This window comes from Clostridium acidisoli DSM 12555 (genome assembly GCF_900176305.1).
In the GTDB taxonomy this organism is placed as follows: domain Bacteria; phylum Bacillota; class Clostridia; order Clostridiales; family Clostridiaceae; genus Clostridium_I; species Clostridium_I acidisoli.
In genome coordinates, this window is record NZ_FWXH01000009.1 from 1 (window position 1) to 25,305 (window position 25,305).

Consider the following 25,305-nt stretch of genomic DNA (forward strand, 5'->3'; position numbering starts at 1 on the left):
TTAAATACATCTTATGTTATTGTTCAACTGGAATGCTACTCAATTTGCTATTCAAATGGAGAGATTTAAATACATCTTATGTTATTGTTCAACTACTGAAAACAAGCCATTCTTTATTTTCATTATACTCTCCTAAACCGCATTAATAAAGGCTTTCCTCAAAATTTTTCCAACCGATTTTTATTTTTTCAAAAAAGCATATAAAAAGTGCTTCAAATCATTGATCTACAATAGATTGAAGCACTTTAATTTATTATGTCGGTTGGAAAAATCCACACCATTATTCGCTTTTTACACCTAATCTTCAAAGTAATAATTATTTTGTTGATGAAGTTATATGTTCTCCCACACAAACTCTAAATGCATACATCTTATGTTAATGTTCATAATTGGTTTAATACATTATTTCTTTGACATCTGAATATTTTGTTCATGAAGTCATATGCACTCTCGCGCAAACTCTAGATGTGTACATCTTATGTTATTGTTCAACACTGAAAGCAAGCCATTCTTTGTTTTCATTATACTCTCTTAAACCGCTTTAAGAAAGGCTTTCCTCAAAATTTTTCCAACCGATTTTCATTTTTTGAAAAAAGCATATAAAAAGTGCTTCAAAGCATTGATTTTCAATATATTGAGGCACTTTAATTTATTATATCGGTTGGAAAAATCAATTTCCATCAAGCTTTAATATTTGTTCTTTCGAAAGTCGCGTTACTCCTGAAATAAAGCCTATTTCTTACCCTCTTTTATTCCTTTTGCTATTCCTTTTTCTTCTGCCTCCTGAAGCCTTGTTAATCGATCCTTTATTTTTCTATTCTGTTTCGTCCGTTTTTCTTAGCCTCATATAATTTTTCATCTGCTTTTTTTACAAGTTTTAATGCCGTTTCACCTGAATATTCTGCTACTCCTCCACTAAAGGTAACTTTCAAGTCATCTTCATGAAATTTTGATATCATAACCTGCTTTCTTATATTTTCAGCAAATTCATATCCTTCATTTAAATTTACGTTAGGAAGTATAAGTATAAATTCTTCCCCACCATATCTACCTGCAATTTCTTTTCCTTTTATATTATCCTTAATTATTTTTGACACCCTCTCTAAAACCTCATCTCCAACTTGGTGTCCAAAAGTATCATTAATTTTTTTAAAAAAATCTATATCAAACATAATTACACAAAACTTTTCGTTAATTTTCTGAGATTTTTTCACTTGGATTTCTAATCTTTCATAAATGTATTTATGATTATAGAGTTTTGTTAACCCATCAGTTATAAGCATTTTTCTAAGTTCTACATTTCTATCCCTAATTTTAATAGCAGTAGAATTTCTCTCTTCAATCATCTCATTTGCAGCCCGTACCAAACTTTTAAATTCTGAATAATGGATTTTATCTACGTCAAGTTTTTCATTTCCCTTTGTTGAGTTATACAAAAAATCAGTAAATAATTCAAAGTTTCTTCTGCTTTTGTCTGTTAAGTATCTTGTACTACTAAATGCAATAATTAATGCACCAACTAATATTAAACATATACTAGTTATTTCTTTATAAATTTTTACTTGCATTGCCTTTTTGTTGTTGTCAATCAATTTTTCGATTTGTTTCATTTCTATACCTGAGCCAACAACCCATTTTAGTTCTGGTATTGCTCTTACATATGTCATCTTCTGAAATTCATCATTAGAATTTGGTTCTTTCCAATAATGTATTAAAAATCCTCCATCAGGATTGTTTTTTGCAATATTAATTTGCTTTTCTACAACCTTGGTTCCTTTTATATCCGTAAGCTTTAAAAGGTTTTTACCTACATAACTAGGATACATACCATTACATAGCTCTAATCCATTATAATTATGTACAAAAACATATCCTTGGGTACTATTGCCAAATCTAATAGTGCTTATTCTAGCTAAAGTTTCTTTTTCTACATCTTGTTCCACATCATTAATATACTCACCTGTGCCTAGATACCAATTATACGGTTCAAATTTCTTAACAAAGGTAATCTTAGGGTATACTTTGTTATCATTGTACTCTGGGTTTGTCCAATAGTCAGTTATAAAACCTTCATTTTGCTTTTTCACTAAGTTTATTTCATCTTTAAGTGCGTAATTTCCTTTTTGATCTTGGAGTTCCAATAAATTTTTTCCTTCTAAATCAGGATTCGTTGGATATAATACAGCATAACCACTTAAGCTATCAATAAAGTAATATCCTCTGCCATTATTAAACCTCACATTTCTAAGTGCATCGTTTATCATTTTCTTAATTTCTTCATCACTTTTTGTATTTTTGTTGCTATTGTATATATTCATAGCAACAGAATATTCTTCATAAGTTCTTTCTTTAATATTTGCTTTTAACTTATCTTCTGTCTGCTTTCTCATATAGTTTATATAGTCAACTGTTCCATTAACTTGACTTTTTACTAGGCTTTTTTGATTATTTATGTATTCATTTTTCATCTCTTCAGATTGCTCAGAAAAAACTTCATACTCTTTATTTATCCATAAATATCCTAATACTAAAACCGTAAGTATAATTACAACAGTTATTTGGAAAAAAATCGCTGTAGTAAAGCTTTTTTTTAATCTGAATTTCATACGTACACCACCAAATAGTTAAAAATTCTTTAGATAAAATATTGCTAGTTGTGTCCTATCTCTTAATTGTAATTTTTCTAAAAGATTTGTTATATAATTTCTTATTGTTCCTTCTCCTAAATACAATACTTTGGATATTTCCTTATTTGACATTCCTTCACCTATTAGTTTTAGAATATCAGTTTCACGCTCTGTTAAATTGTAATCTGTAGGTGATTTTTTATTGTCCTCTCTCATGAAAGAGGATATAGTTTCCGCTACATTTTTTTCAAATACCATATTACCCTTAATAACTGCTTTTAGACTGTCTATTATGCTATCTGAAGTTTGATTTTTAAGTATATATCCTTCCGCTCCATTTTTAAGTGCTTCTTTTATATATTCATCATCTTTAAAGGTAGTTAATATAACTACTTTTATTTCATTAAAACTCTCTTTTATAATTTTAGTACCAAGAACCCCATCCATAATTGGCATTCTTACATCCATAAGGACAATGTCTGGTCTTGATGTTATACAAAGTTCATAAGCTTCTTGTCCATTTGAAGCTGTACCAACAACCTCAATATCATCTTCAAGTCCAAGCAATATACTAAGGCTTTCTCTTATTAGAGCATCATCATCAACTATTAGTAGTTTCAAAAATTTTCCCTCCCGTACTATCAATTGGAATAATACAAACTATTAAAAATCCATCATCACCAGAAAGCGAAATGCTTCCCCCAACGTTTCTAATCCTGTCTCTCATTCCACTAAGTCCTAAACCTTCTTTTATTTTTTTGTTTCCAACACCATTATCTTTTATATATAATCTTATATATTTTTCATTAACTTCTATACTTATGTCAGTTTTCGTGGCATTTGAATATTTTGTTATGTTGGTCAGTGCCTCTTTAATATTTGTTGCAATTATCTCCATATGATTTGGAGAAATTCTACTGATATCCCCATTATGTTTAAATTGAACCTTACAAAATTTAAAGTTATCAATTATATTACTAATATATTCTATGCCCAAATTGTCCTTTGGCTTTATGTTGTGTACTGTTTCTCTTAGTAATTTTAACGAATCTGAAAGTCCCGTTATACTATTTTTTAATATTTCTTTAGCTTTTTTATCGTCTCTATCATATAGTTTTAGAGCTACTTGAAGCTGCATGAATATTCCCGCAATGCTGTGTCCTACATTGTCATGTATATTCCTAGCTATCCTGTTACGTTCTTTAATTTCTGCAATATGTACAGCTTCCTTAGAGGAATTCACAAGTTCTATTTTAGCAGCCTCTAGTTCATATCTAAGTCTACGTTCACTATCATTTAGATTTCTATAGAATTCATTTTTATCGTTAATTTCATTTAAAAGAAATGCAATTACCAACGACAATATACAGAAAATCACCATAACCTGAATATTTATTTTAGAAAAATGCATTGTTAATAAAGCAGTAACAATAACACCCAAATAACTCTTTTCACATGCAAAATCAAATATAACTATCACATATAAAGTGGCTGCTGAACTATACATATAAGCGGACATAGTAACAATCATAAGTTCCATTACTACAATGTATATAGAATCATTTAGTTTTTCTCTTATTGTTAAGATAGCTGCATTTATAAGTATCACACTTACTATTTTATAGTCAAGCACTGAATGAATAGGCAGATTTATTAGAACATACATACTGAAAATTAATTTAATAATATAATTTATTTTTTTCATGATAAACCCCTACTTTACTACATCTCGTTTTGTAAAAATTCCAAGTAAAAAAAATACAATACTAAATAATATTAAAACAATTATGTCAATACCTATTGAAGCTAAGCTTCCATTATAAAACAATATGTTATCTATTGCAGTTATAATCCATGTATTGGGCACAAAGTTAGCTGCATACCTAAAGGCAGTAGGCATCATGCTATTATCCCAAAAACATCCTCCAAGCATACACATTGGTATAACTATTAAAGTAGATATATACGTATGTCCATTTGATCTATAATTATACAAATATTTTACAAATACGCCTATAGAAACAGAAGTTAGTGAAAATGCTGAAAATGCAACAAAGAGCAATGGGGTGTATTTTAGCATTACAGTTCCGTATATAATTGTTAGTACCCCTAAAATTACTACAACCTGAAAAAGTGTTAAAACAAATAAACTTAATATACCTTGAAACATGTAGTTTTTTAACGTGATTGGTCCCGCAAAAGTTCTAAAGCTCTTTGCTTCATGTTTACTTATAATTAAACCATTGGCTAAGCTTATACTGGAGAAAAGCATTAACATTACAAAAAAATGAAGCCCTATTGCTGCATATTTTTTATTTTTGTTTTCAAACTGAATATAATTCACCTTATAGCTGGACTTTTCATACCTATTAAAATTATTATAAAACTCAGACTCACTTGATTTTACCGCCATACTCTTCAAGTCACCAATATAGCTATTAACATCTTCATCAATAACTGTATGTATTGTATTATTTTTGTCGTAGTAACTATTTACACTTGGTGTTTTACCGTTAATAATATTGTTTGTAAAGCCTTTATCAATAACAAGTACATACTGAAGTTTTTCAGTGCTTAAGTCGCTTAAATCATCTGCAATGTCTTTTCCATTTGCATTTTTCAGTTCATATGTTTCACTAAGCTTTCTTATTAGTTCATATGTAACTTTTGTTTTATCATTATCAATAACAGAAATTCTGGGAATTGAACTATCAGTGGTTAGATACCTAGATAGTATTAAAATTATAAATGTTATAAACATCATAGATATAATGCCTTTTTTCTTATTCAATATTCTCTTCATGTTATATTTAAAAACAATCATTGCTCCTTCTCCTTTCCAAAAACCATGGTAATCATAAATAATATTATAGAGAGAAGGATAAGCTCTAAGTAAAAACCACTCACAGAATAGCTATAGCCATATATTTTTTTAAATACTATGGTTTGAATTGCATAACTTGGAGATAATATACTTAAATTATTTATGTTTTTATCTAAATATTCAATAGGAACGTACCCACCAGCAATGAAGGTTAAAATTGCTATACCTGCTGTCATTATAAATGATATTAGTTCTTCACTTTTTATAATACTTGCAAGTGCTGTTCCAAAAGTTATACAAAAAATTGAGAACAGTAGCATGGCAAGAAATATATCTACAAATTTATTGCCCCAATTTGCTTTGTAAATAAATTTAGTACACATTATTAAAAATATGGCTTCTAAAAATACAAATATGACTTCCCCAATAATCTTGCACGTTATATGCTTTCTATAACTTATTGGTAGGCTTATTATTCTTGAAACTTTATTTTTATCTCTGTCTTCAATTACTATATTAGCACCATATGCACAGTTATAAAACATAATCATTATAATCATGGTTACAGAGTAGTAGTCCATAGCATTGGGTTGTTTACTAGCTAAATCAAGTGGATTTCCCTTTACTACGTTAACTTCGCCATTATGCTCACCAAGTGAGTTTCTATAACTATTTATAAGACTTTTTATAAAAGAATCTTCAAAATCATTACTATGTAATACACTTACCTTTTCTACCTCAATGCTTTTGTTTGGAAGTTCTAATATTTTAATATATACATCACTTTTTTCACTTTTAACATTTTGGATTCCAACATTATTTGAATTTACTTTTATGAGTTTTATTATATGTTTATATTGGGGTTTAGACGCAATATAACTTTGAAAACTATTAAATGCTTCAATTTTATTACTGTAAACACTTATATTCTGCTGATTAAATTGATCTGATGTAAACGCTTCTTTTAATGACAAACCTAATATTAAAATTATTAATAACGTAAAAATGAGACCTCTTATCACTTCATTTTTATTCTTTAATTGCCTTTTCAATGTATAATACACTATATAAATTGATCTCATATATTCACTTCCTTAATTCCTTAAGTTTCTCCCTGTTAGCGTTAAAAAAACATCTTCAATGGTAGGTTTTTGGATATCTATATCCATTATTTCAATTCCACTTTGTACAATTACATCTATTATTTTGCCTAAATTTTTACTTCCTTTAGTTGAAATTATATCAATGACATTTTCATATAGATTACACTCCTTAACCCCATACATACTCTTTATTTTTTCAACAATTGTATAATTTAGCGCTGACACTTTTATTCTAACTTTTTCTTCTGCAGAAATTATGTTCTTCAATTCTTCCTTATTTCCATGTGCAATTATCCTGCCTTGATCTATTATTGCAATGTCTGTACATATCCTTTCAATCTCCTCCATATAATGAGAGGTATAAACAATTGTTGTTCCAGCTTTAGCTAACTTCTCTACTCCATCTAAAATACGGCTTCTAGATTGTGGGTCTATACCTGCTGTTGGCTCATCCATAATTACAAGCCTAGGATGGTGTACAATTCCGCAAGCAATATTAAGTCTTCTAAGCATTCCACCAGAAAACTCATCAGGGAACTTCTTTCTTTCCTCAAATAGACCAACATAATTTAAGACCTCATCAACTGACTCTTTTATAAGCTTGCCCTTTAATCCGTATATGCTAGCAAAATACATAACATTATCATAAGCATTTAAATCATTATACAACGATATATTTTGTGTTACTATCCCTATCTGTCTTTTTATGTTTATTTCATTTTCTTTTAAATCCTCTCCAAATACCTTTATACTTCCAGAATCTATTTTATTTAAACCAATTATGCAGTTTATAATTGTAGTTTTACCTGCTCCATTTGGTCCTAAAAGTCCTAAGATTTCTCCTTCTTTGATTGACAAGCTTACATTGTCAACTGCTAAAAAATCTCCATACCTTTTTATTAAATTTTTAATTTCTAATATCATAATATTTCCTCCCCAGCCTTGGGATTTTTAAAACAATTATTTACAAATTTATAATAACAGATTTTACATATTGTCACAAGAAAGCGTATATCTCTTATGTTATTAGATAAACAAAACACCCCTAAAATTACTTTAGAGGTGCTTAACTTTATCATTTATATTTTTGCTTTGCTTAGTGCTGCACTTACAGCATTTATTATCCCTTCACTACTATAGGTTGCTCCTGAAACTGTATCCACGCTGGTAGACTGAGCCGTAATTATTTCGTTTGGTACAGTATCCACTGCTCTTTGATAAAAATTCGGTGTATCATTTATTTGATCTATTTTAATATCTGAAATTTTACCACTCTTAACTGTTACTGACACCTGTAAGCCTGGTCTAAATCCATCTGCTGTTCCTGTATAGGTGCCATCCTTGTACTTTCCACCTTGCTGAGTACTTCCTTCATTAGAAGTAGCTGCTTGCTGCTGCGTACTTGCAGCATTTGTCTGTGTTTGTGCTTGCACCTCATTGCTTGTTTCAGTTTGTGTATTTGTGGCTTTACTACTACTGCTTGTTGAACCTACTGTTGCCTCTTTTAATGCATTCTTTACAGCATTTATTATTCCATTACTACTATAAGTTGCTCCTGAAACAGTGTCCACCTCAGTAGATTGAGAACTAATTATTTCATTTGGAATGGAATTTGCGGCTTTGTCATAATATCCAGGTGTATCATTTGTTTGTACTATTTTCACATCTGTTATCTTGCCACCCTTTATTGTTACCGAAACCTGCATACCTGGTCTGAATCCATCTGCTGTTCCTGTATAGGTACCATCTTTATAATTGCCTTTTGTTGAAGCTGTAGCTGAAACACTAACTGTATTGGGAAAATATTTTGTCACTGCATTACCACCTAGATTATTAAGTCCATATATTGCACCAAATCCAACTATGGCAACAGAGCTTGCTAACGCAGGATTTACATTTTCATTTAAAACATTAGCATTGGTATTTCTTCTTGGACAGACTTCTATGCAGTTCAAGCAATTTATACATTCTCCACCGCGCTGTTCTTGAACTTTGTAAAGTTCTATTCCCATAGAGCAATTATTTGTACATATTCTGCATTTCCCACATTTGTCATTTGGTTTGTTAATTTTAAAAATACTTATCTTAGATACAATAGTAAATATAGCACCTAAAGGACATAAATATCTGCAAAAAAATCTTTCAACAAATGCAGCTCCTACTCCTATGAGAATTAAAAGTATAAATCCAATAGTATAAGTTGATACTACTTGTGGAAAGTTTGTTATTTGTGCAAAAGCATCCCATGGATTAGCTGTTTTAAATATTGTACTTCCCATAGTCCATACAAATATTATTAACATAAATAAAATTAAATATTTCACATACTTTAATATAGCATCAACATCCTTGTCAATTTTAAAATTCACTTTAAATATATTCTTTGAAATTTTATATACAATATCATTAAATGTTCCAAACGCACATATCCAGCCACAGAAAAATCTTCCGAATATAATGGTTAGCGGTATAATAGTTAAGACCTCAATTAAGCTTGGATAGGCATGTAGAAAATTAAAGTTGCCTTTTATAATCATGAGGTATATATTTTTTATTTGACTAAAAGTTAGGGTAAAAAGTCCTGGTAACAAATATAAAAATCCCAATTGCACTACAATTCTAAATATTTGTATCTTTTTTATCTTCTTCTTCATAGTTAATTTCACTCCCATTCAATTTAAATTCTTCGTTACACACCTTGAATTTATCTCTAATTCCATCTGTAATATATACTTCCTTATTGGATGTTATAAAAATTGCCTCTACTCCTTTAAGTTCCTTTAATACTTTCATTCCTTCTTTAACACCAAGTATATACATTCCAGTTGAAAGTCCATCCCCTTCAATCGATAAGTCTGATATTATAGTTACACTTATGACATCACTTTCAGATGGATATCCATTTCTTGGATCGATAATATGTTGAAGTTTCTTTCCACCTAAAACAGAATATCTTTCGTAGCCTCCTGAAGTTACTACTGACTTATTACTTAGTTCTATAGTGCCAATAAATTCTTCTCTAGCTCCTAATGGATTTTGTATTCCAACCTTCCAATTAGATCCATCTTTTTTCTTTCCTAGTACAAATATGTTTCCTCCAAGATTTATCATGGCACTTTTTATATTGTTTTTGACAAATATATTTTTAACTTCATCTGCTGCATATCCTTTTGCTATGCCACCTACATCAAGCTGCTGCTGTTTATGCTTTAATCCAATCCACCTAATATCATCTTCTAAAACAATGTCATTATAATTTACAAGCTTAAGTGCCTGTTCTATTTCAGACTTATTTGGAATTCTTGCTTTATCTTTTCCAATTCCCCAAATAGCCACTATTGGTCTTATAGTTATATCAAAAGTTCCTTTACACAACTTGCAATATTTAATTGCCTCTTTTATAACAAAATACGTATCACTACTTACCGTTTGCCCTCCTTGTCCTGCATTTCTATTTATATTTGAAATTTCACTGTCATCTTTAAATACGGACATCTTGTCATCTATTTCCTTTAACTTTTCTTCAGCCTGTTGCAAGGCTATATTGCTTTTTTTACCATAAGCTTTTAATTGTACTAAAGTCCCTAATACATAAATTCCAATACTAAGTTCCTGATTCTTATTTTTACTAAAACTAAATATAACAGTTAACATAATTATTAAAATTAGAACTAACGCTAACAAAAGAATGTTCATATCAATCACCTCTGCAAAACTTATTATAAATTAGTTTTCTTAATATAAGTTTAGAACTAGCTGAGAGTTAGCTGAGAGAACTTTAAACAAATTATTAAAATTTATTTTAATAAAGGTTGCAGAAAAATGATTAAAATCATCTTTCTGCAACCTCTTTTGGTAAAAATATATAAAAAGTAGTTCCAACTCCAACTTCACTTTTAACTTCAATTTTTCCATCATGCGCATCAATAATTGATTTAACAATTGAAAGACCAAGTCCATAGCCCCCATATTTTCGAGATCTATGTTTTTCACTTCTAAAAAACCTGTCAAAGATTTTTTCAATATTTTCTTCTGAAATTCCCGTACCGTTATCTTTTATTTTTAGTACCACATATTTATTAGAGTAATTTTTTGAACTTTTAGCTGAAATTATAATTTCTCCAAGCTTCTCATCAGTGTGTCTTACTGCATTTTGTACAAGATTAAAAATTACTTGTTTTATTTGATTTTTGTTAATATATACAAATGCATTATCATCTAACTCTAATTTTATCTTTCTCTCTCCTAGGAGTATTTTTATTTGTGGGATAACCTCATCTATAACGTCTTTTATATTTTCTGACTGTATTTCTTTTGACATCTTTTGATCTAGTCTATTTAAAAGTAATAAATCATTTACTAATTTAGTTAACCTTTCACTTTCTATTAAAATACTATTTAACGCCATATCCAATTGTTCTTCATTCTTTGCTGCACCTCTCAATAAAACCTCAACAAAACCATGAATAGAAGTAAGCGGAGTTCTTAATTCATGTGACGCGTCAGAAACAAACTGCCTCATTTTTTCTCTGATTCTCTGTTCTTCTTTAAAAGATGTGTCTATTCTATCTAACATATTATTAAAGGCGTTTGCTAAGCTATCAATTTCAATTTGTCCGTTATCTGTGGACAGATACCTGTCTAATTTAGCGGCATCAACATGTTCTACATTGTCTTTCATATTATAAAGTGGTTTTAAAGTATATTTAAAAACCTTACTTCCAACTATAGCCCCTATTATAAGTATTAGTAGAGATGCGATTATAAATATATTTTTTTGATTGTACAATATATCTTCAACTTGAGCCGCCGACATGCTTAGTTGCAATAAGCCTACAGGCGAATTAAGATTTCCTATCTTCCTAAAGCCAATTATTTGCAAATCTCCATTTTTATCTTTAAATAGTTTATAGCCTTCTAAAGTACCTTTTGTTTTTAGTAGCTTTTTGTACTCATCTTTTGATAATCCTGGAATAGGCATTGGCTTTTCTAACTTTTTAATAGATTTTTTATTATCCTCTATTTCGTAAAAATTTTTAACTTGAGTTCTTCCATCTATCCTATTTCCATTTATATCAATTACGGCTGCATTCACATTTTCATCAATGACTGCATTTATTAATTTGGACGAATTTTGGAGTAAACCTTGGTATGAATTAATCCCCTTAAAAGTATCTGTGTCAATGTTATGAAATCTTGCATCTAAAATTTGTTCTTTACTTGAATATAGATAATTTTTCATTGTGAAATACTGGAAAATTTCCATTGTTATTAATAATAACAATAATATAACAAGAAACCTTTTTACTAATTGCCATCTTAGACTATTTGCTCTTAAAAGTTTTTTTACTTTTATCATCCTTCTACCTCAGATAAAAAAATCGGCTGAATCCATGCCATTGCACCATCTTCTCTAATTAACTCAACTCTAATATATCCTTCACTTCCCTTAACCTCATAAGATTTTTCTATACCCGTACTACTGTAATATACCTGACCATCTTTGCCAATAAATTTAAATTTCACTGGAACATTTTGTACTCTAACTGTTATTACATCATCTTTTATATGGATTTTTTCAATTAATACTCCACTAGAACAATAAAAACTACCATTCTTAATGTTTTTTAGAATTTCCTCTCTACTTCTGTCTTTAGCCAGCACCATATTGTACGCCCCACCAGCTCTTGAAAAAACATGCATATCGTCATTTGCAAAACCATATACTTTTTTCCCGCAGCTTAGAAGCTCATCCCATAAATCTGTAGCAAGCGCCCTACCTTTGTTATCATGTTTTACATTGTTATTAAAAATTTCTATTCCAATATAATTATTTAAATTCTTTAATTTTTCAAAAGGCCAATAATCATCCTTATATACGTGTGGATGACAAATTATATTAAATCCGCCTTGTTCTACAACACTATTTAAAAGCTGCTGGTGATTTTCTATATTATCCTTATCATCATCATAATGATGAACGTTTATTCCTAATGTCTGAAATGAACTTTTTTTGTACTCTGTTCCTTGGAAAAGTATGATTTTATCATCATTAACAACTTCCTTTAAACTTGTAAGCATATAATGATCTGTTATAGCCAAAAAGTCATATTCCATCTTATGTGATGTGTACATATCAATTACTTTTTCCACATCGTAGTGCCCACATGGACTATTATTGGTATGTGTATGAAGATTTCCCTTTAACCAAATACCTTGAAAATTAAAATTATTTTTTATCATAATAAACCTCATCTAATCATATTCTTATTGTTTACTAACAATTTTACTATATATTTTTCAATTGTAAATCTTTTTAAAATATTTGCATAAGCTTAGTAAGCATAAAAAAATAGCGTGAATCCTTATATATGAAAGATTCATGCTATTTTATCCAATTCCACACAATTGATTTTGTATTTCTCATCATTAGCCATATTAACTAAACTCTCTCATAAAATTATTTTTTAATATATATCCGATACTTAATACTCCTAACATTATTGAACAAAATGCAAATGAATTTTTTATACCAAGTACAATATATATGTAGTTTGCTGATAAATAACCTATAACATAAGCTAGTGATATCATACTATTTGAAAAACTATATACTCTACCTCTTTCATTATCATTAATGTTGTTAGCGAATATAACTTGCATAATTAACTCTCTTATTCCCAAACAAAATCCATATAAAAACCACAATAGTAGAAATATATATTTATTTAATGTAATAGAATGCATATATATAACTAAAAAAATTATAATAGTGGAAACAAAAATTAATTTATATTTATATTTGTTAATATTAAATTTTGAACATATAAATATTCCTATTAAAATACCAATAGAGTTAAAAGTCATTATTAATGCATAAAAACTGTCGTCTAATTTATAATATTTTTTTATCAGACTTATTATAAGTACAGATATAATTGCTTCAAATAGTGTTTTTATTATATCTAAATCAAGTATTGGTTTAATAATTGAATTATTCTTTACTAATAAGAAACCATTGAAAATTTGTGTCTTAATGCTTGCGTGTTCATAATGTTTGATACGAGTTTTATCCACATTTTTCATGTTGATATTTAAGTTTAATAATAATATAAAAGATATAATATATGTTATTGAATCAATAATAAATAAAAATTTGCTACTAAAAATTGCTAACATAATAGTTCCAATTGATGGTCCTAATAAGCTTATAATATTTCTACTTAAACTAGATAACGTTACTCCACTTTCTAACAAATCTTTATCTAATAAATTAGGTATAATAGAAGACCTTGCCGCTGTAAAACAACTTGTAAATATGCCCATTAAAAATGCCATTATATATGCAACATAAATATTGGCAGTCATAAATAATGCAAAAGTTAAAATTGCTCTACATAAATCACTAATTAAAAGTATTCTCTTTTGATCATATTTATCAGCTAATATTCCAGCAAATGGTCCAATAATAATCCAAGGTATTGTTTCACACATTAATATTATTCCAGAAGATAAAATTGTTCCAGATAAATAATATGCAAACAATGGAAATGCCAACATAGTAAATGCATCTCCAAAATTTGAAATTACTTGCGAAGCATAAACGTAAATATAATTCTTAGATTTTAGTAATTTGATATATTTATTCATTTTTAAATCCTTTTTATAAAATTTAGTAATAGCAGTTTTGATAATAAGGATTTTTTTCTCCAATATTACCATTAAATAAATAGCTTACAGCTCTACATCCCCCGCCTTTACAAACATGTCTTGTCTCACAAGAATTACATGGTTTTGTATTGTTTATGGACATTTTTTTCTGAACTGCATTAAATTTATTATTTTTTTGTGAAATTAATGATTTCAAAGAATTATCAAAAATTGATCCCATATTGAATTCGTTATCTCTTAATAAAAGACATGGTACATAATTTCCACTAGATGTTATTGCTATATTTTTAGTGCCACAGTCAATATATTTACTTATCTTGTTAGGAAGATAAATACTTTTATTTTTTTTGCTCTCTTTTTGAGTATTTATATCTTGTGCCGACGAATGGCATCCATTAATAATCGTTTGATAATTTTTAGGTATTAGTTTCCTCCAATTTTTCTTTGCATTACCAATTGGGAAAATAGGTCCATTTTCAAAATGTATATCTAAATTATCAGCAATAGTTTTTATTTCATTCATTTCTGTTTTATTTATTTCCATAACTGTAGATGTAATCATTACATTAACACCATATTCTTTTAATTTTTTTATATTATTAGTACATTTATAGAAAGATCCTTTTACTCCTGTTATATAATCATGATTTTCATTTATGCCTAAAATAGGAATTCTTACATCTACATTGTAATCCTTAAAAATTTTTAATGTTTCATCATCAAGAAAAAGACCATTAGTAAGCACAGCTATATTTATATTGACGCTACTTATCATTTTTATAATTTCTTTAAAATTAGGATGCAGTGTAGCTTCTCCTCCAGTTAAAGCAATTGTTTTAACGCCTATACTTGATAAGTCATTAATAACATTTTTAATTATATTTACATTTAATTCTTTTGTATTTAGTTCGTTTCCCATAAAGCAATGTAAACATTTTTGATTACATTTTGATGTTATCTCAAGCCAACAGAAATTAACATCTATAGCATTGTCTATAAAACTATTTATATCGCTATTGCTAGTGTCGCTTACTTTTTGTAGATGAGTGCATTTATCTATTATATTCAAATTAATGCATTTATCTACAAAGTTTTTAGTTTTATCATCTAATTTATCATATTCTAATTGAGAAAATTTATCTAATTTATCAAATAAATTTTTACACTCTAAGCCAACTCTATATAACTTTTTCAAATTAAAATCATATATTGCTAATGCATGATTACCATTTACTATACATATATTACTTTTCTTTTTAATAAACATAAAATCCTCCATTGATATAATCTAAATATTTAGAAATATAAAAAAATTAAGTGAAATTGCTTTCACTTAATTTTCTTATATTAAACTACTGGTCCAAATTCAACTTCATCTTGAACTGCACATTCTGTTGCAAGGCTTTCAACGTTTAAAAATTCCATATTAGCACCTCCTTTCAATAAAACACAATAGATTATTAAATGTATTTAATATCCCTATCCCCTAATGTATATTCTTCAATTCTATCCATAACATATGCTCCTGCATTTAAAAAACAAAAATAATCACCTTTATTAAATTTACTAGGAAGTTTTTTATTTAATTTTTCATATGGAATAAAATCAATATCAGTAGGCCATATACCGCATATTCTCCATTTTCTAGTTTCTTTATATTCTAAGTTATCTGGAATTATATATTTGAAATTACTATTTGTCGTTAAAAAATATGGAGCTACTGCTATATCAAGTATTACAATATTTTCGTCATCTCTAACATCATGAATTTTTGAAAACAAAATTCCTGAATCACTTACTAGAAATCTTCCTGGTTCAACTATGAAAGTTATTTCCTTATCATCTCTAAATTTTCCAAAGATATCCTTTAGTCTTTCTTCAATCGAATCTTCTACTACTATTTTCTCAGGAAGACCACCACCAATATCTACGTACTTTAGCTTATATCCATTATTTTCAATAATATCGTATGCTTGTACCAATTTTGAATAATGTTCTTTTGGCAAGTCAACATTTCTTATATTAGATCCAGGATGTGTATGTATACCGACTAATCTTATATTTCTTAAATTTTTAATTTTTTCAATATTATTGTTAAAAGAGTCCAAATCTATTCCCATTTTTGAAGTCTTGTCTATTTTTATTCTTATACCTACTTCTTGAATTTTATTTTTATTTTTACATATTTCATCTATGAAACTTAACTCATTAAAACTATCTGCATTAATCAATAAAACATTATTCTCTATTGCATTAACTAAAAAAGATTTGGGTTTATAAAAGCCATCAACAACTATAGGTGTAATATCTAATTTAATAGCCATATCAAGTTCCTTTTCACAATATACTTCTACACCTATGTCATGTTCTTTTATAATTTTCAGAATTTCGATACTTGGAGCAACCTTTAATGCATAACATATAATTGCTTTTTTATTAGTTGCTCTTTTCAACATATTCTTTAAAAAGTTGCAATTATCAGCTATTCTATTTCTTTTAATAATTAAGGTTGGACCATTGTCATTTTTAATAAAATCTTTGTAATAAGTATTATTGATATATAACTTGTTATTTATGTTCTTTATGTAATTTAAATCATTAATATCCATAATTGTTACCTTTCGTGATAAATATATATATATTTCATAATATGTATATATTACCATAAAAATAGCATGTATGCAACAGTTTATTTGTATAATTTGTTATAAATTTTTATACATATATCAATTCTTTAAATAATAATTTCTTCGTTTTTTCTGACTATTTTTAGCAAAAGAAAGCTCCTCATCTTTAGTTTCCTTATCTCTTTTCCACTGGCAAAAGCTTGAAAATACTTGTCTAGTTCACAAATGGGGTAATGTGAGCATCCGTATAAGCAAGGGCAAAGTATAACTAAAAAACTGAGCAGTTAAATATTAGGCTGCTCAGTTTAACAAAATTACTATTGTGTAGAATTGGTAAATTTCTTTTTAGTTGAAGTATCGCTAACATTTGCCATAAAACTCGTTTGTTTTGGGTACTTTTGTTTATGAAACTGTTTTTAGAACATTAAAAATCTACTTTTCTATATGATATCGATTATGGCTTTATTGAATCAATTAAGTGTGAAATCATAGACAAATCAACATTTTTCACTGTGGCTCTGAAAAATCTTGAAAAAGTAAAGAAAAAAATAAGAATGGTTATCTAAGTGAAAAAACAATGTATACCTATGAAGATTTCAGTAACTGTCAGTGGGCGAGATTCGCAACAAAAAATGCTGCCACGTCAGCATTTTTTTATGCTAATACGACAGCCTCAAAAATTTATATCTTCATTATTTTATATTCATCAATTTTTCTATAAAGAGTAGCAATACCTATACCTAGTTTTGTTGCTGCCATCTTCTTACCTTCTGTACTGAATCCATATATTGAAAGTGCATTTTTTATAGTTTGTTTTTCAATTTGCTTTAAATTTAATGTGTGGGCATAATTTTTATTTTTATTTTTTTCAACTTCCTCTATTATTTTTTTGGGAATTATCTCTTTATTAATAATCCCATCAGAATTCATTATGTTAATCATAAATTCCACATTATTTTTTAATTCTGCAACATTGCCAGGCCAATCATATTTTAACAAATATTCCCATGCTTCTTGATCTATGCCTATAAACTTTTTACTAAATAATTTAGAAAATCTCATTGCAAAACTATAGGTGATTACTTTAATATCCTCAGCTCTTTCTCGTAATGAGTTTATTCTTATTGGTATAACGTTAATGGTGTAATATAATTCTTCAATAAATGAACCACTTTTAATCAGATGTTCTATATTGTTATTTGTACCAAAAATAAATCTTATATCGGTTTGAATTGCGCTATTTTCTACATTAGCAGCTATTTCTTTATCTTCAATTACCCTTAATAATTTTTCTTGAAGATGCAGAGGCATTTCATCAATTTTATTAAAAAATATTGTCCCGCCATTTGCTAGTTCTAATTTTCCTTTTTCATGTTCTACTTCATTACTTTTTCCGAACAGTTCTTCCTCTAAAAATTCTACATTTAATTCTTTACAGTCAACTATTATGAAAGGTTTATTTCTTCTATAACTTTCTTTATGAATAGCTCTTGCAAGCGTTTCTTTTCCTGATCCAACCTCACCACTAATTAATACAGAAGAAGTTGAATCTGCGATATTTAATATATTCTTTTTTATAGTAATTATTTCTTTAGAAGTCCCTAGTATACTATCAAATGCAACGTCCTTATTAATGTCCATAATCCTGTTAATATTATTTTTTATAACAGAACTGTCATTAAACATAAACATATATTTATATTTTTCTTCAAAATCTATATCGCTTATATTTCCAACTAATAAGTATTTTTTACCATTTACTATAACGCTATACTCTTTAAATTCCATTAAATAGTTACCTGTGTGATCTATGTTCATTTTATAACTACATGTATCATAAATTTCAAATATATCATTTGCTTTTTTATTTGAATAAGATATACAAAAATTTTTATCAAGTATAACTACCGCCTTGTCTATTTCTTCTGTTATTATACTGAATAAACTTACAAGTTCTGTGTTTTTTTCTTGCTCCATACTTTCAGAAACCATTTCTTTGATATTATCAGATACATATTTTAATAGAGAAGTATAACTTTTTAAGTTTGCAAGCATTTTCTCTTCCTGCTTTTCACTTACACATATAAGTACAATCATACCAATTATTTCATCATTTAGTATTATGGGGGAACACACTTCAAACTTATTTACACATGCATCATGCTTAGGACAATTAATACATATGTCATCTTTTTTAGGCTCATTTACAATTTCAAGTTGCTTTGAAGCTATTACTTTTCTATATATGTTATTCTCATCTTCTACATTTTGGTCAATGCTAACTTTATATGCTTTACTTCCAGCTATAATATTAAACTTACAATCCAAAATCTTTACATTAACCTCTAATGCTTCAGATAACACGTTAGCATATCTAGTCAATTTTTTTTGCACCTTTTTTAATAACGTACTCATAAATTCACCTCTAAGAAAACACCTTTAATTGTTTATGAGTATATTATTATTATATCAAAATGTCAATTATATTTTTGATAAATTGTTAATTTTTTTGATTATTTTTATAATTAAACTGATTTTAATAGTTATTTTTTGTGTTTTTGTAATATTTGTATTTAATCAAAATGTATTTTTACAAACAGATAAATTTTATTACCAATATGAAGCTTTTACAGGTTTTGTTATTATTTTAATAAAATCTTTAAAGCATATTGAAAAAATTGGATTGTTATGTAATAATTTTATTAATAGATAATGTATTTTTGTGTAAACTATCATGTTGTTATTTCTAGCATATTGCTAATTATAGAAGGTAGGTGTTATATTATGTATAAATATGACTTTAAAACCTATGACCGTGCTTTAGAAAGTGTTAATGATGTAATTTGGGAAATTAACGTTACTAGTAATGAATTTTTTCTTGATGATAGAATATTAAAAATAACAGGATACACACCAGATAATTTTACCAGTATACAAAATTTTATTGAAAAATTATCTTTGGAAAAGGATAAGATACCCGCATTAGTAGATTTTGATAACTACATTTGTAGTCGTTCACATTTTTATCAAAGTTCTTTTAGAATAAAAACAAAAAATGCTGAAATTAAATGGATTCTGATTAAAGGTAAAATGTTCAATGATTCTAATTCAAACAGTACTCTTATATCAGGATCAATTTCTGACATAACTGAAATAAAAAAACTCCAAAGTGAGATTTCATATGTATCTAATTATGACAGTCTTACCGGCCTTCCCAATAGAACTTTTTTCTTTTCCATGCTTAATAATTCATTAATACATGCTAAAATTGAAAACAAAAAATTAGCTTTACTATTTATAGATTTAGATAATTTTAAATTCATAAATGACACTAATGGTCATAATTACGGTGACCATCTTTTAAAAGTTTTTGCTCAATTAATCACTTCTCTATTCAGTGAACATGGAAAGGTTGCAAGAATCGGAGGAGATGAATTTGTACTTTTAATTTATGATTTTAAAACTCTGGATGAGATACAAAACATATGCAATATTATGCAACATTACTTAGTAAGTCCATTTGAAATACTTGACAAGTGGATTTATGTTACAGCTAGCATTGGTATAGCTACATTTCCATCCGATAGTTCTTCTCCAAGTGAGCTAGTAAATTTTGCAGATTTTGCAATGTTTCAATCAAAATTAAGAGGTAAAAATAAGTATACATTTTTTAGAAAAGATATTTCTGATTTCTATTTAAGGCAATCTCAGATAGAAAACGAACTTAAAAATTCAATAACAAATAAAGAATTTTCCATCTTTTATCAGCCTCAAATTAATTCTAATAACAATAAAATTACTGGTGTTGAAGCATTAATAAGATGGAAAAGTGCCAAGCTTGGAAATATCGCTCCAAGTGAATTTATACCAATTGCAGAGAAAAATGGCTTCATTGTGAAATTAGGTGATTGGATTTTAAATAAGGTTTTATCTGATGTATGTATTTGGCAACAACAAAAGTTTAGTTTTGGAACTGTGTCTATTAATATATCCCCAATTCAAATTAAAGAAACTAATTTTAAAGAGGATTTAATTAATGCTTGTACTAAATACAAAGTTTCCCCTAATTTACTTGAAATCGAAATTACAGAAGGTACTTTAATTGAAATATACGATGACAAGATCGAGACATTAAATGATATCATTAAAAGTGGCATTCACATAGCAATTGATGATTTTGGGACAGGTTATTCCTCTTTAAATTATTTGACCAACTTACCAGTTAATACTTTGAAAATAGATAAATCTTTTATTGATAATATAAAAGACGATAAAAACAAGGCAGTCATAAAAAGTATTGTTTTTTTATCTAACGCTTTAAATTATAAAATTGTTACTGAAGGTGTAGAAACAAAAGAACAAATAGATCTTCTTAGAGATTTAGGTTGCAATATAATTCAAGGATATTATTTTAGTAAACCTCTTCCTCAGAGTGAATTTATGAAAATGCTTAATAAAAGCAAAGATTGGAGTGAATATTTTGGGTAATTTACCTAGTAAAAAGAATCCATTAATAACAGATAAACTTGAAATCTATAAAAATATGTTTGAAAATTCTAAAGACATAATTTTATTATTTGATATTAATGGGAATCTTATAGATGGAAATCTTGCTGCATTAAAAAGTTATGGATATAGTAAATCTGAATTGTTGCAGAAGAACATATCACACATTAGAATAAAAACCGAAAGTCTAACTTTTAAAAAACAATTTCAGTTAGCTGCAAACTCAAAAGAAGGGGTAGAATTTCATACTTTCCATGTACGAAAAGACGGTTCAAACTTTCCGGTTGAAGTTAAATCAGTTGCCCTTACTATAAACTCCGAAAAAATCATTTTTAGCGTAATACGTGATATTTCTAAAAGATTAATCAGTGAAAGTGAACTTAGAATTCTTGCGTCAATTGTAGAATATTCTGATGATGCTATTATTAGTAAAAATCTTAATGGCATATTAACTAGTTGGAATAATGGCGCTAAAATTTTATATGGTTATACAAAAGAAGAGATTATTGGAAAAAGCCTTTCAGTTTTAATACCCCCCAAAAACAGTGATGAATTAAATGTAATTCTAGATAAAATAAAGCTAGGTGAAAAAATTGACCACTATGAAACAACAAGATTACGTAAAGATGGTAAAGAAGTCTTTGTTTCTATAAGTGTTTCTCCTATTCGTGACATTTATGGTAACATATGTGGTGCGTCTACTATAGCAAGAGATATAACCGAAACAATTAAAAAAGGAAAAGAATTGAGAGAAAAATATGATGAACTTTCTGCTGTATATGAAGAATTAATTGCTACAGAGGAAGAACTTCGTACAAATTATGAGCAATTAGAAGAATCAAAAGCTGCTGCTGATAAAGCTAATATTGCTAAAACTCAATTTCTTGCCAATATGAGTCATGAAATTAGAACCCCCTTAAATGGCATAATTGGGACTATAGATTTACTAAATTTGACAAATCTTACAAACGAGCAATTAGAATACATAACCATGCTAAAATCTTCTTCAAACATTTTACTTCATACAATTAATAGCATTTTAGATATATCCAAAATAGAGGCTGGAAAATATGAAGTTGTCACGAAACCTTTTGACTTAAAAGTTATTATAGACAGAATAATAAAGGAATTATCTCTTGCATGTTCAAAAAATGGATTATTATTTAAATATAATGTAGATTCATCATTACAGTTTAACTTATTAGGTGATTCTCTTAAATTAAATCAAATTTTAACTAATTTAATTAGTAATGCCATTAAATTCACACAAAATGGATACATTTCTTTTAATGCATCCAAAACTTCACAAATTGGTAACAAGATTGGTATTAAATTTTCCGTGGAAGATTCCGGCATCGGAATTAAAGACACTTTTAAGAATCAAATTTTTAAAAAGTTTGTACAGCAAGATTCATCATATACAAAAACTTATCAAGGTACAGGGCTTGGCCTTGCAATTTCAAAAGAGCTTGCTAAAATGATGGATGGAGACATTTGGTTTGAAAGTAAGTCTGGAGAAGGAAGCACTTTTTATTTTTCAATAGAACTTGATATAGACACCTCCGATATAACAAGTGCAAATTCTTTAGTGGCCGCAGATGTCATATCCCCTGATAATTTTAAAAATACAATATTAGTAGTTGAAGATAATGAAATAAACATGAAAATAGTATCAAGTATGATAAAAAAATTAGGTTACAACTTTATCACTGCTGGTAACGGTATGGATGCAATAAATTTGCTTAAAAATAACGATGTTAAATTAATACTTATGGATGTACAAATGCCTATATTAAATGGATATGATACAACAAAAATAATACGTAATAATTCTAGTAATGAAAATATACCAATAGTAGCAATGACGGCATACTCTATGGTTGGTGATAGAGAATTATTTCTAGAAAATGGCATGACCGATTATATCGGTAAGCCTTTTGAATTTGATAAACTTAAAGAACTATTGTCTAAATACTTGTAACACTTGCAAGATTTAGTTTTCTTGCTCACGTAGCATAGTAAAAATCTTTAACCAATTATTTTGAAATTTCATATTATATTTTGAGACATCAAATTTTTGTATTTCTCTATACTCCTTAATTTTCTTATCCAAAATGTACTATAAGGAGTTCGATATATATGAATACAACACTTGATGCTACAAAAATACCAAAATTTAAGAATCAGTTAGTAATACCACCTGTTTATATTCCCAATATAATAAAAGATCCGTGTACTGGCAGAGTCATAAGTCATAATTATGTGATTTTTATAAACCAATTTAAGCAACAAATTTTACCTTATGGTTTTCCAGCAACTACTGTCTTTGGATACGGTGGTAATGTTATAAATAAAAAAACGAATACAACAATTTATAATTTTTTTAATGCCCCTGGTGCTACTTTCGATACTATTAGGGGTGTTCCTGTAAATATTCAATGGGTTAACAACTTGACATCATATAATCCATTACCTGTAGATCCAACAATTCATTGGGCAGACCCAAATGAATTAGGAATGGTGGATGCCTCATCAGTTCCTTATTTTCCACCAGGTTTATTAAAAGCCCAATTCCCAATTCCAATTGTTACGCATCTACATGGAGGGGAAAATAATTCAGTAAATGATGGTCATCCTGATGCTTGGTTTACTGCTAAAGAAGATAAAGTAGGTTCTGAATTTATCACTTCAATTTATCATTATCCAAATCAGCAGCCTTCTGCAACTCTTTGGTATCATGATCATACACTTGGAATAACAAGACTCAATGTATTAATGGGCCTTGCTGGTTTTTATCTTATAAGAGATTATGAAAATCCTTTGGACACTGAAGGGAAATTTTTTTCAGATAAGAAAAATGAAATTCCTATTGTAATTCAGGATAGAAGTTTTTATACAAATGGTTCTTTTTACTTTCCTACAGTAGGTATAAATCCTAGCATACATCCATACTGGATGCCGGAATTTTTTGGAGATACTATAATTGTAAATGGTAAAGCATGGCCAAATTTAAATGTGGATAGATGTCAATATAGATTTAGGTTATTAAATGGTTCAAATGCGAGATTTTACAGTCTAAACTTTTCAAACAATTTGAAATTTGTCCAAATCGCATGTGATGATGGCTATCTTGCAAAGCCAGTCACACTTAACTCTTTAACTTTAGCTCCAGGTGAACGAGCTGATATAATTGTAGACTTTTCAAGTTTTTCACCTGGAACTAAAATAATTTTGAAAAACTATGCTCCTGCACCATTTCCAACTGGTGATGATCCAAATTTTGATACAGTGGGACAGATTATGCAATTTAATGTCTCCTGCTTTAAACCTTTAAAATCATATATAATTCCTGCGAAGTTAAATAACATTCCAAAGCTTGTTCCTAATACACCTAAAAGGACTTTAGTATTATTTGAAGTTATGGGTGAAAACGGCCCTACTGAAGTTCTACTCAATGGACAAAATTGGTCTTCCCCTACTTCTGAAATTTCACTAGTTGGTTCAACGGAGGAATGGGAAATTGTAAATTTAACTGGTGATACTCATCCAATTCATCTACACTTAGTAGGTTTTCAAATTTCATCTAGGCAGGCTTTTGACGTAGAAAAATACACTGATGATTGGATAACTACTAATGGCATGCCGCCACTAGATCATCCTACAATAACATTACCTGTTACAGATTATCTTATAGGAGATCCAATACCTACTTATGCTAATGAAATTGGTTTTAAGGATACAGTTAGAGCAAATCCAGGTGAAGTAACTACATTTCTAGTTCGTTTTGCTCCACAGGATTCAGATGGAACCTCAGTTAAACCTGGCGTAAACCTATTCCCATTTAACCCAAGTTTAGGTCCAGGATATGTATGGCATTGTCATATACTTGATCATGAGGACAATGAAATGATGCGACCATATAGGGTTACTTTAAATAAAGATTAGAT

17 protein-coding genes are annotated in these 25,305 nt (G+C 28.3%); 3 read left to right on the forward strand and 14 right to left on the reverse strand.

Annotation, left to right across the window (positions count from 1 at the left end; all coding sequences use genetic code 11):
- Window positions 1-806: 806 nt before the first annotated feature.
- The 14 genes from B8978_RS11830 to B8978_RS11895 all read right to left on the reverse strand — a co-directional run bounded on the left by B8978_RS11830 (window position 807) and on the right by B8978_RS11895 (window position 19,267).
- Complete coding sequence (locus tag B8978_RS11830; RefSeq protein WP_084116247.1) at window positions 807-2,606, reverse strand: sensor domain-containing diguanylate cyclase; 1,800 nt, start codon at window positions 2,604-2,606, stop codon at window positions 807-809.
- Window positions 2,607-2,624: 18 nt separating this feature from the next.
- The gene (locus B8978_RS11835; RefSeq protein ID WP_084116248.1) at window positions 2,625-3,248 is read right to left on the reverse strand and encodes a response regulator; all 624 of its coding nucleotides are present in this window, start codon (window positions 3,246-3,248) and stop codon (window positions 2,625-2,627) included.
- A complete protein-coding gene (locus B8978_RS11840; RefSeq protein WP_084116249.1) occupies window positions 3,229-4,332 on the reverse strand; it encodes a sensor histidine kinase in 1,104 nt (367 codons plus the stop codon). The genes B8978_RS11835 and B8978_RS11840 overlap by 20 nt, the downstream gene beginning before the upstream one ends.
- A 9-nt stretch (window positions 4,333-4,341) precedes the next feature.
- Window positions 4,342-5,451 (reverse strand): ABC transporter permease, encoded by a 1,110-nt coding sequence (locus B8978_RS11845; protein ID WP_084116250.1) that lies wholly within the window; start codon window positions 5,449-5,451, stop codon window positions 4,342-4,344.
- Entirely contained in the window at window positions 5,448-6,533 is a 1,086-nt protein-coding gene (locus tag B8978_RS11850; RefSeq protein WP_084116251.1) for an ABC transporter permease, read from the reverse strand. Before B8978_RS11850 ends, B8978_RS11845 begins: the two co-directional genes overlap by 4 nt.
- A 12-nt stretch (window positions 6,534-6,545) precedes the next feature.
- The gene (locus B8978_RS11855; RefSeq protein ID WP_084116252.1) at window positions 6,546-7,478 is read right to left on the reverse strand and encodes an ABC transporter ATP-binding protein; all 933 of its coding nucleotides are present in this window, start codon (window positions 7,476-7,478) and stop codon (window positions 6,546-6,548) included.
- A 155-nt stretch (window positions 7,479-7,633) separates the two neighbouring features.
- Entirely contained in the window at window positions 7,634-9,208 is a 1,575-nt protein-coding gene (locus B8978_RS11860) for an FMN-binding protein (protein ID WP_084116253.1), read from the reverse strand.
- On the reverse strand, window positions 9,174-10,250 hold the full coding sequence (locus B8978_RS11865; RefSeq protein WP_176212688.1) for an FAD:protein FMN transferase: 1,077 nt from the start codon (window positions 10,248-10,250) through the stop codon (window positions 9,174-9,176). The genes B8978_RS11860 and B8978_RS11865 overlap by 35 nt, the downstream gene beginning before the upstream one ends.
- A 136-nt stretch (window positions 10,251-10,386) precedes the next feature.
- Window positions 10,387-11,913: a sensor histidine kinase gene (locus B8978_RS11870; protein ID WP_084116254.1), complete on the reverse strand. Its 1,527-nt coding sequence runs from the start codon at window positions 11,911-11,913 to the stop codon at window positions 10,387-10,389.
- Complete coding sequence (locus B8978_RS11875; RefSeq protein ID WP_084116255.1) at window positions 11,910-12,797, reverse strand: CehA/McbA family metallohydrolase domain-containing protein; 888 nt, start codon at window positions 12,795-12,797, stop codon at window positions 11,910-11,912. Before B8978_RS11875 ends, B8978_RS11870 begins: the two co-directional genes overlap by 4 nt.
- Window positions 12,798-12,992: 195 nt before the next feature.
- Entirely contained in the window at window positions 12,993-14,276 is a 1,284-nt protein-coding gene (locus B8978_RS11880) for an MFS transporter (RefSeq protein ID WP_084116256.1), read from the reverse strand.
- Window positions 14,227-15,492, reverse strand: coding sequence for a radical SAM/SPASM domain-containing protein (locus tag B8978_RS11885; protein WP_176212690.1), 1,266 nt, complete (start codon window positions 15,490-15,492; stop codon window positions 14,227-14,229). The genes B8978_RS11880 and B8978_RS11885 overlap by 50 nt, the downstream gene beginning before the upstream one ends.
- Window positions 15,493-15,685: 193 nt before the next feature.
- The gene (locus B8978_RS11890) at window positions 15,686-16,834 is read right to left on the reverse strand and encodes an alanine racemase (protein WP_176212691.1); all 1,149 of its coding nucleotides are present in this window, start codon (window positions 16,832-16,834) and stop codon (window positions 15,686-15,688) included.
- A gap of 699 nt (window positions 16,835-17,533) precedes the next feature.
- On the reverse strand, window positions 17,534-19,267 hold the full coding sequence (locus B8978_RS11895; RefSeq protein WP_084116259.1) for a sigma 54-interacting transcriptional regulator: 1,734 nt from the start codon (window positions 19,265-19,267) through the stop codon (window positions 17,534-17,536).
- A 369-nt stretch (window positions 19,268-19,636) separates the two neighbouring features.
- Between B8978_RS11895 and B8978_RS11900 the strand changes: the two genes are divergently transcribed.
- The 3 genes from B8978_RS11900 (at window position 19,637) to B8978_RS11910 (ending at window position 25,303) form a co-directional block, all read left to right on the forward strand.
- The gene (locus tag B8978_RS11900; RefSeq protein ID WP_084116260.1) at window positions 19,637-21,340 is read left to right on the forward strand and encodes a sensor domain-containing protein; all 1,704 of its coding nucleotides are present in this window, start codon (window positions 19,637-19,639) and stop codon (window positions 21,338-21,340) included.
- Window positions 21,333-23,339: a PAS domain-containing hybrid sensor histidine kinase/response regulator gene (locus tag B8978_RS11905; protein WP_278326941.1), complete on the forward strand. Its 2,007-nt coding sequence runs from the start codon at window positions 21,333-21,335 to the stop codon at window positions 23,337-23,339. Before B8978_RS11900 ends, B8978_RS11905 begins: the two co-directional genes overlap by 8 nt.
- Before the next feature lie 158 nt (window positions 23,340-23,497).
- Complete coding sequence (locus tag B8978_RS11910; RefSeq protein ID WP_084116261.1) at window positions 23,498-25,303, forward strand: multicopper oxidase family protein; 1,806 nt, start codon at window positions 23,498-23,500, stop codon at window positions 25,301-25,303.
- Window positions 25,304-25,305: the final 2 nt, after the last annotated feature.

Bases quoted from the DNA above. Each gene is read 5' to 3' on its own strand.
- B8978_RS11830 (WP_084116247.1), bottom strand. From the start codon at position 2,606: ATGAAATTCAGATTAAAAAAAAGCTTTACTACAGCGATTTTTTTCCAA.
- B8978_RS11840 (WP_084116249.1), bottom strand. From the start codon at position 4,332: ATGAAAAAAATAAATTATATTATTAAATTAATTTTCAGTATGTATGTT.
- B8978_RS11845 (WP_084116250.1), bottom strand. From the start codon at position 5,451: ATGATTGTTTTTAAATATAACATGAAGAGAATATTGAATAAGAAAAAA.
- B8978_RS11850 (WP_084116251.1), bottom strand. From the start codon at position 6,533: ATGAGATCAATTTATATAGTGTATTATACATTGAAAAGGCAATTAAAG.
- B8978_RS11855 (WP_084116252.1), bottom strand. From the start codon at position 7,478: ATGATATTAGAAATTAAAAATTTAATAAAAAGGTATGGAGATTTTTTA.
- B8978_RS11860 (WP_084116253.1), bottom strand. From the start codon at position 9,208: ATGAAGAAGAAGATAAAAAAGATACAAATATTTAGAATTGTAGTGCAA.
- B8978_RS11865 (WP_176212688.1), bottom strand. From the start codon at position 10,250: ATGAACATTCTTTTGTTAGCGTTAGTTCTAATTTTAATAATTATGTTA.
- B8978_RS11870 (WP_084116254.1), bottom strand. From the start codon at position 11,913: ATGATAAAAGTAAAAAAACTTTTAAGAGCAAATAGTCTAAGATGGCAA.
- B8978_RS11875 (WP_084116255.1), bottom strand. From the start codon at position 12,797: ATGATAAAAAATAATTTTAATTTTCAAGGTATTTGGTTAAAGGGAAAT.
- B8978_RS11880 (WP_084116256.1), bottom strand. From the start codon at position 14,276: ATGGTAATATTGGAGAAAAAAATCCTTATTATCAAAACTGCTATTACT.
- B8978_RS11885 (WP_176212690.1), bottom strand. From the start codon at position 15,492: ATGTTTATTAAAAAGAAAAGTAATATATGTATAGTAAATGGTAATCAT.
- B8978_RS11890 (WP_176212691.1), bottom strand. From the start codon at position 16,834: ATGGATATTAATGATTTAAATTACATAAAGAACATAAATAACAAGTTA.
- B8978_RS11895 (WP_084116259.1), bottom strand. From the start codon at position 19,267: ATGAGTACGTTATTAAAAAAGGTGCAAAAAAAATTGACTAGATATGCT.
- B8978_RS11900 (WP_084116260.1), top strand. From the start codon at position 19,637: ATGTATAAATATGACTTTAAAACCTATGACCGTGCTTTAGAAAGTGTT.
- B8978_RS11910 (WP_084116261.1), top strand. From the start codon at position 23,498: ATGAATACAACACTTGATGCTACAAAAATACCAAAATTTAAGAATCAG.